Genomic DNA, 13,204 nt, shown 5'->3' on the forward strand with positions numbered 1-13,204 from the left:
GGCGGGGCGCGAGGTTTCCTACGGCGGCCGGTGCCGAGGGCTGGGCGATGCGCCCGCCCCGGTACCGGCCGCCTTGGCCTGTCGCGGGCATGCGGGGCGGCCGGGCGGACAAGATGCCGGGATTATTGCGCTATGTAACGCTTAGTGGCGTACATCTTGACGGCTTCGCCCGGAGGGGGCACCCCACGTGGCTCCGCGGTTCAGCAGGTCCCCTATGCGTGGTGCAGGCCGCGGTAGCCGGGCGTCCGGTGCGAACGGCGACGGCAGTGGGGCGGGTGCCCGGACACGGCCCGTCGGCCGTCCCACCGGCGAGCCCGCCGTACGCGGCTCCGCAGCGGGCGAAGCGGATCATGACACGGCGCACGACGAAGCGCACGGCCCTGCCAGCGACCCTGCCCTCGGCCCCGCCCTCGGCCCCGCCCGCGACAGGGCGCAGGACACGGTGGATGCCGCCCACGGCAGTGTCCACGACGGCGTCCACGACGGCATCCACGACGGCGCACATGGTGGGGCACACACTGCCGTACGCCGCTCCGGCCCCGGCGGCCCGCACCGGGCGGACCCTCATCGGGCAGGCCCCCATCGGTCAGGCTCGCACGGGGCGAACCTCCGTCGGGCGGACCCGCACCGCGCGAACCCCCGCCGGGCGGGCCTGCGGGCGGCCGCGGCGGTACTGGTGCTCGTCGCCGCGGTGCTGGGGCAGGGCGTGCCGGCCCACGGGACGGCGGCCGGGGACGGCGCCGGCCGCGTCGTGGGGGTCGCAACAGGGGCCGCGGGCACGGCAGGCGCGGTGGCCCGGGCGGCTGGGGCGGCCGGGGGAGCCGTGGTGCAGGTCCGCGGGCCCGGGTCACCGGATGACGCCTGGCGGGAGCGTGCCGGACGCGACGTGCCGAACCGCCCGGTTCCCGGCGATCCGGGCCATGCGCCCCGGGGGGAACGGGACGACGGCGGTGCCCGGGACGACGGGGTGCCCGGGGGCGGGCCGGGGCGGGGCCACGAGCTGCCGGGCGGCGGCCCGGAGCAGCCCGGTCAGGACGGCGAGGACGACCGGTGGTGGGAGGCGGTGCCGAGGGAACCGGGGACGCGCGGCGAACGGGAGCGGCACCAGGGGCATCGCCATCAGCACCACCACCGCCATCACCACGATCGTCACGGGGTGCACCCGGGCCGGGGGCCGTCCGACACGGCGGACGGATCGTCCCGGCCGCACGGCGAGCACGGCACGAACCCGAGGGTCGGCACGAACCCAAGGGGCACCAGGGATGCCAGAGACGCCAGGGACAGGAGGGATGGGCAGGACGGGAGGGATGGGCAGGACAGGAGGGACGGGCAGGACGGGAGGGACGGGCGGGACGGAAGGAAGGGGAACCCGGAGCCGGGCCGGGCCGCCGGGGGGAGGGCGGCCTCCCCGACGGAGCCGGGCACCGGGCGGGTGGGGGCCTCGCCGGACGGCGGCGAGCACGGCCGGGCACGGCAGCGGCGCGACGGTGACGCGGACGCGGGCGCGAACGCGGTGGGGAGTGACGGGGACGGCACGTCGACCGGCGAGCCCGGACGCACGGTGGACGCGGCGGGCCGGGGAGCGGGCCGGGTGCGGATGGGTACGGCGGAGTCCGGGGTGGTCTCGTTCGGGGCGGGCCTGGTGTTCATCGGGCTCGGCCTCGGATTCCTGGGCGTGCGGTTGCGCAGAGGGTGACGGGGGCGCGAGGAGCATGGGGAACCACGCCTGCTCACCCCACTACGACTCCCTCCTACTCCTCCCGGCCCCCGCCCCTGACCCCCGGCGTCTGACCCCCGGCCCCTGGCCCCCGGCGTCTGACCCCCGGCCCCCGGCCGCTGGCCCCAGACCCCCGGCCGCCGGAGCCGGACCCCGTCCGGCCCGGGACCCCGTACAGCTCCGCCGCACATCCCACACCGCTCCGTCGCACGTCCGCCCGCAGCCGGGCGGTGCACCCCGCCATGGGTCATGACCTGCGCGGGTGGATGGCGGGTGCAGGGAGATCGGGGTGGGGCTGGGCCTTCGGTGGATGGGGGCATGGGAGACAATGGGGGCATGGAGAAGCCGAGTAACGAAAGGTCGCAGGAGAGCCCGAAGGTTCTGGTAGTGGGCCAGGACGGGATGGCGCTCGGCGGCGGAGACAACGAGGACTCCCGCGAGGTCTCGGTGACGGACCAGGTGGAGCAGCCCGCGAAGGTCATGCGCATCGGCAGCATGATCAAGCAGCTCCTGGAGGAGGTGCGCGCGGCTCCCCTCGACGAGGCGAGCAGGCAGCGCCTCAAGGAGATCCACTCAAGCTCCGTGAAGGAGCTGGAGGACGGCTTGGCGCCGCAGCTTGTGGAGGAGCTGGAGCGCCTGTCCCTCCCGTTCACCGACGGCACCACACCCACCGACGCGGAGCTGCGCATCGCGCAGGCCCAGTTGGTCGGCTGGCTCGAGGGCCTCTTCCACGGGATCCAGACGACGCTGTTCGCCCAGCAGATGGCCGCGCGCGCCCAACTGGAGCAGATGCGCCGCGCCCTGCCCCCGGGCGTCGTCCCGGCGGAGGAGGGCGACGACCCGCGCACCGGCGGCCGCTCGGGCGGCCCGTACCTGTAAACCGGCGCCCCGGCGCTCCTGGTGCCCCGGCGCCTGCCGCCGGGCGCCGCGCGTACGCACAGCCGGCCGGACCGGCGCGACAGCCCGGACGCGGTCGACCGCGTCCGGGCTGTCGCACGCTGTCACGCCCCGCGCGTCCCCGCGCCCGCGCCCCGGCGCGTCCCCCTCCGGCACGTCCCGCACCCGCAGGGCCGCGCACCCGTAGGGCCACGCCTCGGCAGCCGCGTGCCTCGGCAGCCGCGTGCATGGGCAGCGGCGCGCATCGGCAGGCTCGTGCCCGCTCGCAAACCTGAACGCCTCCGCACCGCTGCACCGGCGCCGTGCGCCCGCACACCCGCGTACCGGAACGATGAGCCCGCGCGCCCTGGAAGCACCGAGCCCCCGCGTACCGGAACCACCGAGTCCGCGCGTACCGGAAGCACCGAACCCCCGCGTACCGCCTGCCGTGCGCCCCTGTCGCCCTGTCGCCCTGTCGCCCTGTCGCCCCAGTCGGCGCTGCACTGCGCAGTGCAGCGCCGCTACCGGCCGTCAGGCCGGCGGGTTGCCCGTCGAGACGTCGAACTGGATCTGCGGCGGGTCCTTCGGGTCGAAGTCCGTGTCGGCCTTGGGGGACTGGTGCATGACCGTGTCCTGGCCGTAGGTGTTCTCGTCGATGTCCGTGATGTCGTAGCGCCACCCGGCCGCCTGGAGGCATGCCTGGACCGACTTCCAGTTCTTGAACTGGAAGTCGGGCATCTGGACCTTCTTGGGGTCGTTGTACGACTCCTCGGGCTCCGTGCACGCGGTGGTCTCGATCGTCTTCGTCAGGTCGGGGCCGCGGTGGCCCGCCACCGCGGACGGCGACTTGTCGGGCTGGTCGGCGGCCTGGCCGTCGCCGTGGTTCAGCGACAGGGCCGTGATGACTCCGCCGACGACGACCAGTGCCGCGACGATCGAGCCGACGATCAGCGGCGCGTTGCTCCTGCGGCCCCCGCCGACGGGGTGTGACGCCGCGGTGCTCGGCTGGGGCGAGATCGGGTACGGGGCCGGGGCGCCCGCGCCGGGCACTCCGTACGCGCCGGGAGCGCCCGTGGTGGGCGCCGGGGTCTGGTAGCCCGGCTGCGGATAGCCGTATCCGGGGGCCGGGGCGGGGGTGCCGTAGGGGCCCGGCTGGTAGGGGGTCTGGACCGGGCCGGTCGGAGCCGGGGTGCTCTGGTCGACGGGCGGGAAGACCGCGGAGCCCACGCCCTGGCCGCTGGCCGACTGCGCGCCCGGCACGATGCTGGGCGCCGCGGGCTGCAGCGACTGGGCGACGCGCAGGCACTCGTCGCGCATCGCCTCGGCGCTGGGGAAGCGCTCGTTCGGGTTCTTCCGCAGGGCGCGGGCGACGAGGGCGTCCACCGCCGGGGGCAGTGCGCGGTTGATCGAGGAGGGGGCCACCGGCTCCTCCTGGACGTGCGCGTACGCGATGGCCAGCGGGGAGTCCGCGTCGAACGGGAGCCGGCCGGTGACCAGTTGGAAGAGCATGATGCCGACGGAGTAGAGGTCGGAGCGCGCGTCGACGCCGCGGCCGAGGGCCTGCTCGGGCGAGAGGTACTGGGGGGTGCCGACGACCATGCCGGTCTGGGTCATCGAGGTGACGCCGGACTGCATGGCGCGGGCGATGCCGAAGTCCATGACCTTGACCACATTGCGCTTGGTCATCATCACGTTGCCCGGCTTGATGTCCCGGTGCACCAGGCCCATCTCGTGGCTGATCTCCAGTGCGGCGAGCACGTCCGCGGTGATCCTCAGGGCCTTGTCGGCGGGCATCGCGCCGTACTGCCGCACGTCCTGGTCGAGGACCGAGCCGAGCGGGCGGCCCTCGATGTACTCCATGACGATGTAGGGGGTGGTGCCGACACCCTGGAGCTCGTCCTCGCCGGTGTCGAAGACCGAGACGATGTTGGTGTGCGTGAGCTTCGCCACTGCCTGGGCCTCGCGGCGGAACCGCTCGCGGAACGCCTGCTCGCGGCCTAGCTCGGTGTGCAGGGTCTTGATCGCGACATGGCGGTCGAGCACCGAGTCGTACGCCAGGTGCACGGAGGCCATGCCGCCTTCGCCGAGCAGGTCACGAAGCTGGTACCGACCGCCGGCCACGGAACGCCCCGCGTACCGGCCCTGTGCGCCGTCCTGGCTCATGTTCTGCGTCCCCCATCGGCGCGGGCGGTGGCCGCCCGGGCGCTCCCGCGTTTGGTGATCGAATGCCCTATCCCGGGCCAAGTCTGCCCGAGGGCACCGACACGTCAAGCTCGGTGCCCGTTCCGTGACCGTACGGCCGGGAAGCGTCGCGGAAGCGTTACAGGGCGGCACGGGGGCGCCGGGGCCGGGCCCCGTGGCACCGTCCACCCGCCTGCCCCGGCCACCGCCCGCCGAGCCGCGGGCCACCGCCCGCCGGTCCGCGGAACCGCCCTTCGGCCACCGCCCGCCGGTCCATCGGTATCGGCCACCGGGAGCCGGTATCGGCCACGAGGTGCCGGTGACCGTCACCGGTCACCGGTAACCGCCGGTACGCGGGGGACGAGCGGGGCGTTCTTGCTCACTCGGCTCTGGCCGGAATCCGCGGAAAGCTCTTCCTTTTCCTTCGGTTTCCCGCCCTTTTCTTTGCATTTCTTATGGGTCTGCAAAGAGCCGCTTCCCCGGTGCCGACGGATTCCGTTTCCGCCCCCGCGCCGACCCCGGCCGCTTCCCCCAGGTCGGTCCCGGATTTGCGGTGCGCGGCGGCAAGCGGTTTGATGGCCGGTCGCCCGCGGTCCGGCCGTCCGGTCGGCCATCCCGGAACGGCGTGGTGCGCGGAGGCTGTAGCGTGGCCCGTGGAGACCCCGGAGGACCGTAACAGCCACCGCGCGGTCGCGGGAGCACACCGCACGGACGCGGGCAGATACGACGGCGAGGACAGATGGCACAGACGCAGCGCGCCCAGGGCCCGTCCGACCCCGAGGCGACTGGCGGTGGTATGTCAGATGCGCCGGAAATGTGGGGTAACGGCGGGCTTGTCGGGGATGGCCGGTACCGGTTGACCGGCAGACTCGGCCGGGGCGGCATGGCCGAGGTGTTCGCCGCCGAGGACGTCCGGCTCGGCCGCACCGTCGCCGTCAAGCTGCTCCGCGCCGACCTCGCCGAGGACCCGGTCTCCAAGGCCCGCTTCACGCGCGAGGCCCAGTCGGTGGCGGGCCTCAACCACCACGCGGTGGTCGCTGTCTACGACTCCGGCGAGGACGTCGTCGGCCACAGCACCGTCCCGTACATCGTCATGGAGCTCGTCGAGGGCCACACCATCCGCGACCTGCTGCTCAACGCCGAGGCGCCGGGCCCCGAGCAGGCGCTGATCATCGTCTCCGGAGTGCTGGAGGCGCTGGCCTACTCGCACCAGCACGGCATCGTGCACCGCGACATCAAGCCCGCGAACGTGATCATCACCAACACCGGTGCGGTCAAGGTGATGGACTTCGGCATCGCCCGCGCCCTGCACGGCGCACAGCAGACGATGACCCAGACCGGCATGGTCATGGGCACGCCCCAGTACCTCTCGCCCGAGCAGGCGCTCGGCAAGGCCGTCGACCACCGCTCCGACCTGTACGCGACCGGCTGCCTGCTCTACGAACTGCTCGCGCTGCGCCCGCCGTTCACCGGCGAGACCCCGCTCTCCGTGGTCTACCAGCACGTCCAGGACCCGCCCGTGCCGCCGTCCCGGGTGCTGGGCGAGGTGCCGCCCGAGCTGGACGGCCTGGTGATGCGCGCGCTGGCGAAGGAGCCGGACGACCGGTTCCAGACCGCGGAGGAGATGCGCGGCCTGGTCCAGTACGCCCTCCAGATGCTCTACGACCAGGGCAGCCACACCGGCACCTGGAACACCGGGCCGGTGGACGTGCACGAACGCGGCAACACCCCTGCCATGGGCCTCGGGGGCACCACCGCGCTGCCGCACCCCGGCGAGCACGGCACGACCCAGGTCCCCCTGCTCCAGCCGCACGGCGCCGGCGGGCCCGACAGGCGCCGGGGCGGGGGCCGCGGCAAGGTGTGGCTGCTCGCGGTCCTCGCGGTGCTCGTGATCGCCGCGGGCGTCGCGGTCGCACTCCAGAACGGGGGCGGCGGCGGAGGCTCGCCCGCCACCCACGAGTCGCCGGCCACCACCCCGTCGAGCGACGACCAGCAGCCCAGCGAGAGCACCGGCGACGAGGGCACGGACGACACCACGGAGCCCGGCACGGGCTCCGACGCCGGCACCGGCTTCACTCCGTCCGCACCGCAGACGAGCGGTGACCAGGGCAACCCGACGCCCACGGAGAACACCCCGTCGGGCCGTCCCACGCCGACCCAGAAGCCCACGCCGACCCAGAAGCCGACCGACGACGACCCGCCGCCCCCGAGCGAACAGCCGTCCGGCGATCCGACCGACACGATCGGCGGCGACGACGGCGGCGGCCCGGGCGCGACCGGCGGCACCGGCTCCGGCGGCGAGTGAGCTGAAGCCCGGGGCCGGACGGCCACCGGACCCCTCCCCGAGCCGTCCCGGGCCGCGCTCGACGGGTGCGTCACGGGCCGCGCTCCACGGCCGCGTCGCAAGCCGTGCCCCACGGGACGTGCTCCACGTCCACGGGTGCGTTCAGGGGTCCGTTCAGGGGTGCGTTCAGGGTCGCGGGCCCGGTGCCCGCGCCGGAGCTGCCGGCGTCGAAGCGTCACCCGAACGGCGGCTCCGGAGGGCGTGCGCGAGGACCACCGCGCTCCGTACGGGCCGGGGACGCCGCTCGTACGGGGAAGCGCCCGTCGTACGAGCAAGGACCCCGGGCGTACGGCCAAGGGCGCCGGCGCCCCCACGCACCGGCGCCCCCGCAACGGGGCCCGTACCACGTCCCTTCCCGGCCCCCTGGTACCCGCCCGGGCCCGGTGCATGCCCGCGCAGGACGGGCCGCGGGCGCCCGCCGCGAGACGCCGCACCCCTGCCCCCGCACGCACCGGGTGCCACGGGGGCCGAGCCTTCCGCGATCTCTTCCGCTGCTCCGGTCGGCGGGATAACGTGCCGGTGTTCCGGTGGCCTGCGAGGCTGGGAAGCGGTTGATCCAGGGCCCTGACCAGCAGCGTTGTCAGAATCTCGGTTTTTACTTGGAAATCCAAGCAAAATCGCAGGTCAGACAGGGTTTCGCAGATATGCGAAGCTCTGGGTAACGTGCCCTTTGCAGGGCACTCGCCGGAGCACCTGTCACGCCTGTTCCCGGCCGAGTCGCACCCACCCCGTGCGGGGCCGGGGCCGGGCGAGCCGTTCCCTCCAGTCCACCAGGACAGGGGGGTTCCCCGTTCCCGGCGACCCCGGGGGCAGGACCGACGGAGGAGCACACGTGACCGTGGACAGCACTGCCGCGCGCAAGCCGCGCAAGCGCACAGGGGCCAAGAAGCCGCCGGGCGGCAAGCCCGACCCCGACCTCGTCCAGTTGCTGACCCCCGAGGGCAGGCGGGTCACGCCCTCGAGGACCGCCCGGAGCGCACGGACCTCCCGCACCGAGGGCGCCCCGGCGCCGCAGGAGTTCGCCGAGTACGTCGCCGACATCACCGCGGAGGACCTGCGCGGCCTGTACCGCGACATGGTCCTCACCCGCCGCTTCGACACCGAGGCCACCGCCCTGCAACGGCAGGGCGAACTGGGCCTGTGGGCCTCGCTGCTGGGCCAGGAGGCCGCGCAGATCGGCTCGGGGCGCGCCACCCGCGACGACGACTACGTCTTCCCGACCTATCGCGAACACGGCGTCGCCTGGTGCCGGGGGGTCGACCCGACCAACCTGCTGGGCATGTTCCGCGGGGTCAACAACGGCGGCTGGGACCCGACGGCCAACAACTTCCACCTGTACACCATCGTCATCGGCTCCCAGGCCCTGCACGCCACCGGCTACGCGATGGGCGTGGCCATGGACGGCGCCGACTCCGCCGTGATCGCGTATTTCGGCGACGGCGCCTCCAGCCAGGGCGACGTCGCCGAGGCGTTCACCTTCGCGGCCGTCTACAACGCGCCCGTGGTGTTCTTCTGCCAGAACAACCAGTGGGCCATCTCCGAGCCCACCGACCGGCAGACCCGGGTGCCGCTGTACCAGCGCGCCCAGGGCTACGGCTTCCCGGGTGTACGCGTCGACGGCAACGACGTGCTCGCCTGCCTCGCGGTCACCAGGTGGGCCCTGGAGCGTGCCAGGCGCGGCGAGGGGCCGACGCTCATCGAGGCGTTCACCTACCGGATGGGCGCGCACACCACCTCCGACGATCCCACCCGCTACCGGGCCTCCGAGGAGCGCGAGGCGTGGGAGGCGAAGGACCCGATCGCACGGCTGCGCGCCCATCTGGAATCCGAGCATCACACGGATGAGGGATTCTTCGCGGAACTCGAAACGGAGAGTGAAGCGTTGGGCAGGCGGGTGCGTGAGGCGGTGCGGGCCATGCCCGATCCGGAGCACCTCGCCATCTTCGAGCACGCCTACGCGGACGGCCACGCACTCGTGGACGAGGAGCGTGCGCAGTTCGCCGCCTACCAGGCGTCGTTCTCGGATTCCACCGACACTACTGCCACCGAGGGGAGCCGGTGACCATGGCGGTACAGAAGCTTCCGCTCGCGCGCGCCCTGAACGAGTCGCTGCGCAGGGCGCTGGAGACCGACCCGAAGGTCGTCCTGATGGGCGAGGACGTGGGCAAGCTCGGCGGCGTCTTCCGGGTCACGGACGGCCTGCAGAAGGACTTCGGCGAGGACCGGGTGATCGACACCCCGCTCGCCGAGTCCGGCATCGTCGGCACCGCCATCGGTCTCGCCCTGCGCGGCTACCGCCCGGTCGTCGAGATCCAGTTCGACGGCTTCGTGTTCCCGGCGTACGACCAGATCGTCACCCAGCTCGCGAAGATGCACGCACGCGCGCTGGGCAAGGTCAAGCTCCCCGTCGTCATCCGCATCCCCTACGGCGGCGGCATCGGCGCCGTGGAGCACCACTCCGAGTCGCCCGAGGCCCTGTTCGCGCACGTCGCGGGCCTGAAGGTGGTCTCGCCCTCCAACTCGTCCGACGCGTACTGGATGATGCAGCAGGCCATCCAGAGCGACGATCCGGTGATCTTCTTCGAGCCCAAGCGGCGCTACTGGGACAAGGCCGAGGTCGACACGGAGGCCATTCCCGGCCCCCTGCACGCGGCCCGCGTGGTCCGCGAGGGCGCCCGGGTGACGCTCGCCGCCTACGGGCCGATGGTGAAGGTGTGCCTGGAGGCCGCGGCGGCCGCCGAGGAGGAGGGCATCTCCCTGGAGGTCGTCGACCTGCGCTCCCTGTCGCCGATCGACTTCGGCACCGTCCAGCGGTCGGTGGAGAGGACCGGCCGGCTCGTCGTGGTGCACGAGGCACCCGTCTTCCTCGGCGCCGGGGCCGAGGTCGCCGCGCGCATCACCGAGCGCTGCTTCTACCACCTGGAGGCGCCCGTGCTGCGCGTCGGCGGCTACCACACCCCGTACCCGCCGGCCCGCCTGGAGGAGGAGTACCTGCCGGGCCTGGACCGCGTGCTCGACGCCGTCGACCGCGCGCTGGCGTACTGAGGGGGCGTGACGATGAGCAAGGTGAGCGGTGCGGTCGGCGGCGCGGTCCGGGAGTTCCGGATGCCCGACGTGGGCGAGGGGCTGACCGAGGCGGAGATCCTGAAGTGGTACGTACGGCCCGGTGACGCGGTCACCGACGGCCAGGTGGTCTGCGAGGTCGAGACCGCCAAGGCGGCCGTCGAGCTGCCCATCCCCTACGACGGCGTGGTGGCCGACCTGCACTACCCGGAGGGCACCACGGTGGACGTCGGCCAAGTGATCATCGCGGTGGACGTGTCGGGCGGTGCCGCGGGGAGCGCGGAAGCCGACTCGGGCGGCGGTGCGGCGGGCGGCGAGCCCGGTGGCGGTGCGGCGGGTGGCGAGCCCGGTGGTGCCGGCGCGCCGAGCGCTGCCGAGGAGGCCGGGGCGGCAGGCGGCGAGGGGCGTCAGCCCGTGCTCGTGGGCTACGGGGTGTCTCCGTCCTCGTCGAAGCGGCGGCCGCGGAAGAACGCGGCGGCGGAGGCGCTCCAGGCCGAGCTGAACGGTCACGGTGCCCCCGCGCAGGCGGCGCGCGCAGCCGAGGGTGCGGCCGCCGGGGCGGGTACGGCACCCGCGGGTACACCGTCCGCGGCGTCCGCGCCGTCCGCACCGGCTGCGGTGGGCGCTCCGGCGGACGGCGGGGCGCGGCCGCTGGCCAAGCCCCCGGTGCGGAAGCTGGCCAAGGACCTCGGCGTCGACCTGGCCGGGGTCGCGCCGTCGGGGCCCGACGGGATCATCACCCGTGAGGACGTGCACGCCGCCGCGGCCGCGGCGGCCCCGCCCGCCCCACCGGCGCCCGCCGGCCCGGCCGGCGTGCAGGCGGGCGTTGCGGCGGATGCAGGCGCCGGGCAGGAGGGGGCCGCGGCCGCCGGGGCGGACGGCGCCCGGGAGACCCGTATCCCCGTCAAGGGCGTGCGCAAGGCCACCGCGCAGGCGATGGTCGGGTCCGCGTTCACCGCGCCGCACGTCACCGAGTGGGTGACCGTCGACGTGACGCGGACGATGAAGCTCATCGACGAGCTGAAGCGGGACGCCGACACCCACGGGCTGACCGGGCTGCGGGTGAACCCGCTGCTGATGATCGCGAAGGCGCTGCTGGTCGCCATCAGGCGGAACCCCGCCATCAACGCGTCCTGGGACGAGGAGCGGCAGGAGATCGTCCAGAAGCACTATGTGAACCTGGGCATCGCGGCGGCCACCCCCCGCGGCCTCATCGTGCCCAACATCAAGGACGCGCACGCCAAGACGCTGCCCGAGCTGGCCGGGGCCCTGTCCGAGCTGGTGAGCACGGCTCGGGAGGGCCGTACGACGCCCGGCGCGATGCAGGGCGGGACGGTCACGATCACCAACGTCGGTGTGTTCGGGATCGACTCCGGGACGCCGATCCTCAATCCCGGGGAGTCGGCGATCCTCGCGGTCGGAGCGATCAGGCTCCAGCCGTGGGTGCACAAGGGCAAGGTGAAGCCGCGCCAGGTGACGACGCTCGCGTTGTCGTTCGACCACCGCCTCGTGGACGGCGAGCTGGGGTCCAAGGTGCTGGCGGATGTGGCGGCGGTCCTGGAGGAGCCGAAGCGGCTGATCTCCTGGGGCTAGGAGCCCGCCCCGGGGGCGGGTCCCCCGGGCCCCCGGGCCCCGGGCCGGGGTTCTGCTCGGATGTACGGCGAGGCGTGCGTGACGCCTCGCCGTACGCGTCTTGCCGTTCGCGTCTTCTCGTACGCGTCTTGCCGTTCGCGTCGCGTCGTTCGCGTCTTCTCGTACGCCTCGCGCCGGTGTGCGCGCCGGTTCTCAGCTCGGGCGCGGCGGGAGGGTTGTGCGGGACCGTGTGGGAGACGCGTGGGCCTTGTCCGAACACCCGTTGAACGCATCACCAACTCTCCTGGCTCGCACGCAACGCTGCCCGGGCCACCGGGGTCGCACAGGGCATCCGCTACCGACCCCCCTCAAGGAGCCTCCTGATGCGTGCGCTCGGACGAAAAGCCGCCACCGCGCCCCTGGCCCTCGCCCTCGCCCTGGGCGGTGCCCTGCTCACGGCACCCACCGCCACGGCGGACACCACTGCCATGGCGGAAGCCACCGCCACCGCGGACGCCACCGCCACCGCGGACGCCACCGCCACCGCGGACACCGCAGCCCCGGCGGCCACCATCGTCTTCGAGGACGGCGCGCTGTGGTACAAGGCCGCGCCCGGTCAGACGAACGAGCTGTCGGTCTCCGTGTCGACCACCGGCACCGGCCCGTCCCGGCCGAACGCCGACTACGTCATCACGTTCCGGGACCGGGTCGACATCGGCTTCGTCCCGGCCGCCCGCGTGGTCTGCACATATCCGGCCCCGGCCGACCGCACCGTCGTGCGGTGCACGGATCCCGAGCCCCTGGGCTCGGACGACTCCGACATCTACGACGTCGACCTCGGCGACGGCGACGACACCGCGACGGTCGAGGACGGCGGCACCACGGTCTACGGCGGCCCGGGCGACGACGTCATCCACGGCACCGGGCCCAACGCGTACCGGGGCGGGGACGGCAACGACCGCATCGACGCGGAGGGATACGGGTCCTGGGGCGACGCCGGCGACGACATCCTCACCGACTGCGTGTGGGAGTGCCACGGCGGCGCCGGGAACGACTCCCTCACCGCGTCCGGCGACGGCGAGGCCCCGGTGCGCTCCCTGTACGGGGACGCCGGCGAGGACACCCTCCAGGGCGGACCCGACGCCGACGCCCTGTACGGCGGCGATGACGACGACCTGATGTACGGCGCCCAGGGCGACGACCAGCTCTACGGCGAGGGCGGCGACGACACGATGTACGGCAACAGCGGCGACGACCTGCTGCACGGCGGCGCCGGCGACGACACGCTCTCCGGCGGTCCGGGGAGCAACGAGGTCCACCAGGACTGAGCGCCGCCACGCGGTCGGGCGGCGCGGGGCAGCAGGGATGCTCGGACGGCCGTCCCGCCCGGGGGCCTGACCGGACCCGTGCGCGCGGGCGCTGCGCCGTCGGCCCCGCCGCGTTCGCCGTCG

At 74.0% G+C, this 13,204-nt stretch carries 9 protein-coding genes; 7 read left to right on the forward strand and 2 right to left on the reverse strand.

The annotated features are described in order from the left end of the window. Positions 1–847 precede the first annotated feature (847 nt). On the reverse strand, positions 848–1,153 hold the full coding sequence (locus IE313_RS02285) for a hypothetical protein (RefSeq protein ID WP_189929121.1): 306 nt from the start codon (positions 1,151–1,153) through the stop codon (positions 848–850). Positions 1,154–1,432: 279 nt separating this feature from the next. Here IE313_RS02285 and IE313_RS02290 point away from each other — a divergent pair, with 279 nt between their 5' ends. Together IE313_RS02290 and IE313_RS02295 are read left to right on the forward strand one after the other, a co-directional pair. Beyond that, positions 1,433–1,696, forward strand: coding sequence for a hypothetical protein (locus tag IE313_RS02290; RefSeq protein WP_189929122.1), 264 nt, complete (start codon positions 1,433–1,435; stop codon positions 1,694–1,696). A gap of 357 nt (positions 1,697–2,053) precedes the next feature. Further along, the gene (locus IE313_RS02295; protein ID WP_189929123.1) at positions 2,054–2,596 is read left to right on the forward strand and encodes a bacterial proteasome activator family protein; all 543 of its coding nucleotides are present in this window, start codon (positions 2,054–2,056) and stop codon (positions 2,594–2,596) included. Between the two features lie 528 nt (positions 2,597–3,124). Here the strand turns inward: IE313_RS02295 and IE313_RS02300 are convergent. Then, positions 3,125–4,756: a Stk1 family PASTA domain-containing Ser/Thr kinase gene (locus tag IE313_RS02300; RefSeq protein WP_189929124.1), complete on the reverse strand. Its 1,632-nt coding sequence runs from the start codon at positions 4,754–4,756 to the stop codon at positions 3,125–3,127. 757 nt (positions 4,757–5,513) lie between these two features. Here IE313_RS02300 and IE313_RS02305 point away from each other — a divergent pair. From IE313_RS02305 to IE313_RS02325, 5 genes are all read left to right on the forward strand, one after another. After that, a complete protein-coding gene (locus tag IE313_RS02305) occupies positions 5,514–7,079 on the forward strand; it encodes a protein kinase domain-containing protein (RefSeq protein WP_189929125.1) in 1,566 nt (521 codons plus the stop codon). A gap of 871 nt (positions 7,080–7,950) precedes the next feature. Beyond that, complete coding sequence (gene pdhA, locus IE313_RS02310) at positions 7,951–9,180, forward strand: pyruvate dehydrogenase (acetyl-transferring) E1 component subunit alpha (RefSeq protein WP_189929126.1); 1,230 nt, start codon at positions 7,951–7,953, stop codon at positions 9,178–9,180. A 2-nt stretch (positions 9,181–9,182) separates the two neighbouring features. Next, positions 9,183–10,163 (forward strand): alpha-ketoacid dehydrogenase subunit beta, encoded by a 981-nt coding sequence (locus tag IE313_RS02315; protein WP_189929127.1) that lies wholly within the window; start codon positions 9,183–9,185, stop codon positions 10,161–10,163. 12 nt (positions 10,164–10,175) lie between these two features. Next, positions 10,176–11,774 carry a dihydrolipoamide acetyltransferase family protein gene (locus tag IE313_RS02320; protein WP_189929128.1) on the forward strand — a complete coding sequence of 533 codons (1,599 nt, stop codon included), beginning with the start codon at positions 10,176–10,178 and terminating at the stop codon, positions 11,772–11,774. A gap of 362 nt (positions 11,775–12,136) precedes the next feature. Continuing rightward, positions 12,137–13,081: a calcium-binding protein gene (locus tag IE313_RS02325; RefSeq protein WP_189929129.1), complete on the forward strand. Its 945-nt coding sequence runs from the start codon at positions 12,137–12,139 to the stop codon at positions 13,079–13,081. Positions 13,082–13,204 lie beyond the last annotated feature (123 nt).

The organism is Streptomyces sulfonofaciens (assembly GCF_014656295.1).
Taxonomy (GTDB): Bacteria; Actinomycetota; Actinomycetes; order Streptomycetales; family Streptomycetaceae; genus Streptomyces; species Streptomyces sulfonofaciens.

Coding starts and splice junctions, on each gene's coding strand:
- IE313_RS02315 (WP_189929127.1), top strand. CDS start 9,183: ATGGCGGTACAGAAGCTTCCGCTCGCGCGCGCCCTGAACGAGTCGCTG.
- IE313_RS02320 (WP_189929128.1), top strand. CDS start 10,176: ATGAGCAAGGTGAGCGGTGCGGTCGGCGGCGCGGTCCGGGAGTTCCGG.
- IE313_RS02300 (WP_189929124.1), bottom strand. CDS start 4,756: ATGAGCCAGGACGGCGCACAGGGCCGGTACGCGGGGCGTTCCGTGGCC.
- IE313_RS02295 (WP_189929123.1), top strand. CDS start 2,054: ATGGAGAAGCCGAGTAACGAAAGGTCGCAGGAGAGCCCGAAGGTTCTG.
- IE313_RS02325 (WP_189929129.1), top strand. CDS start 12,137: ATGCGTGCGCTCGGACGAAAAGCCGCCACCGCGCCCCTGGCCCTCGCC.
- IE313_RS02305 (WP_189929125.1), top strand. CDS start 5,514: ATGGCACAGACGCAGCGCGCCCAGGGCCCGTCCGACCCCGAGGCGACT.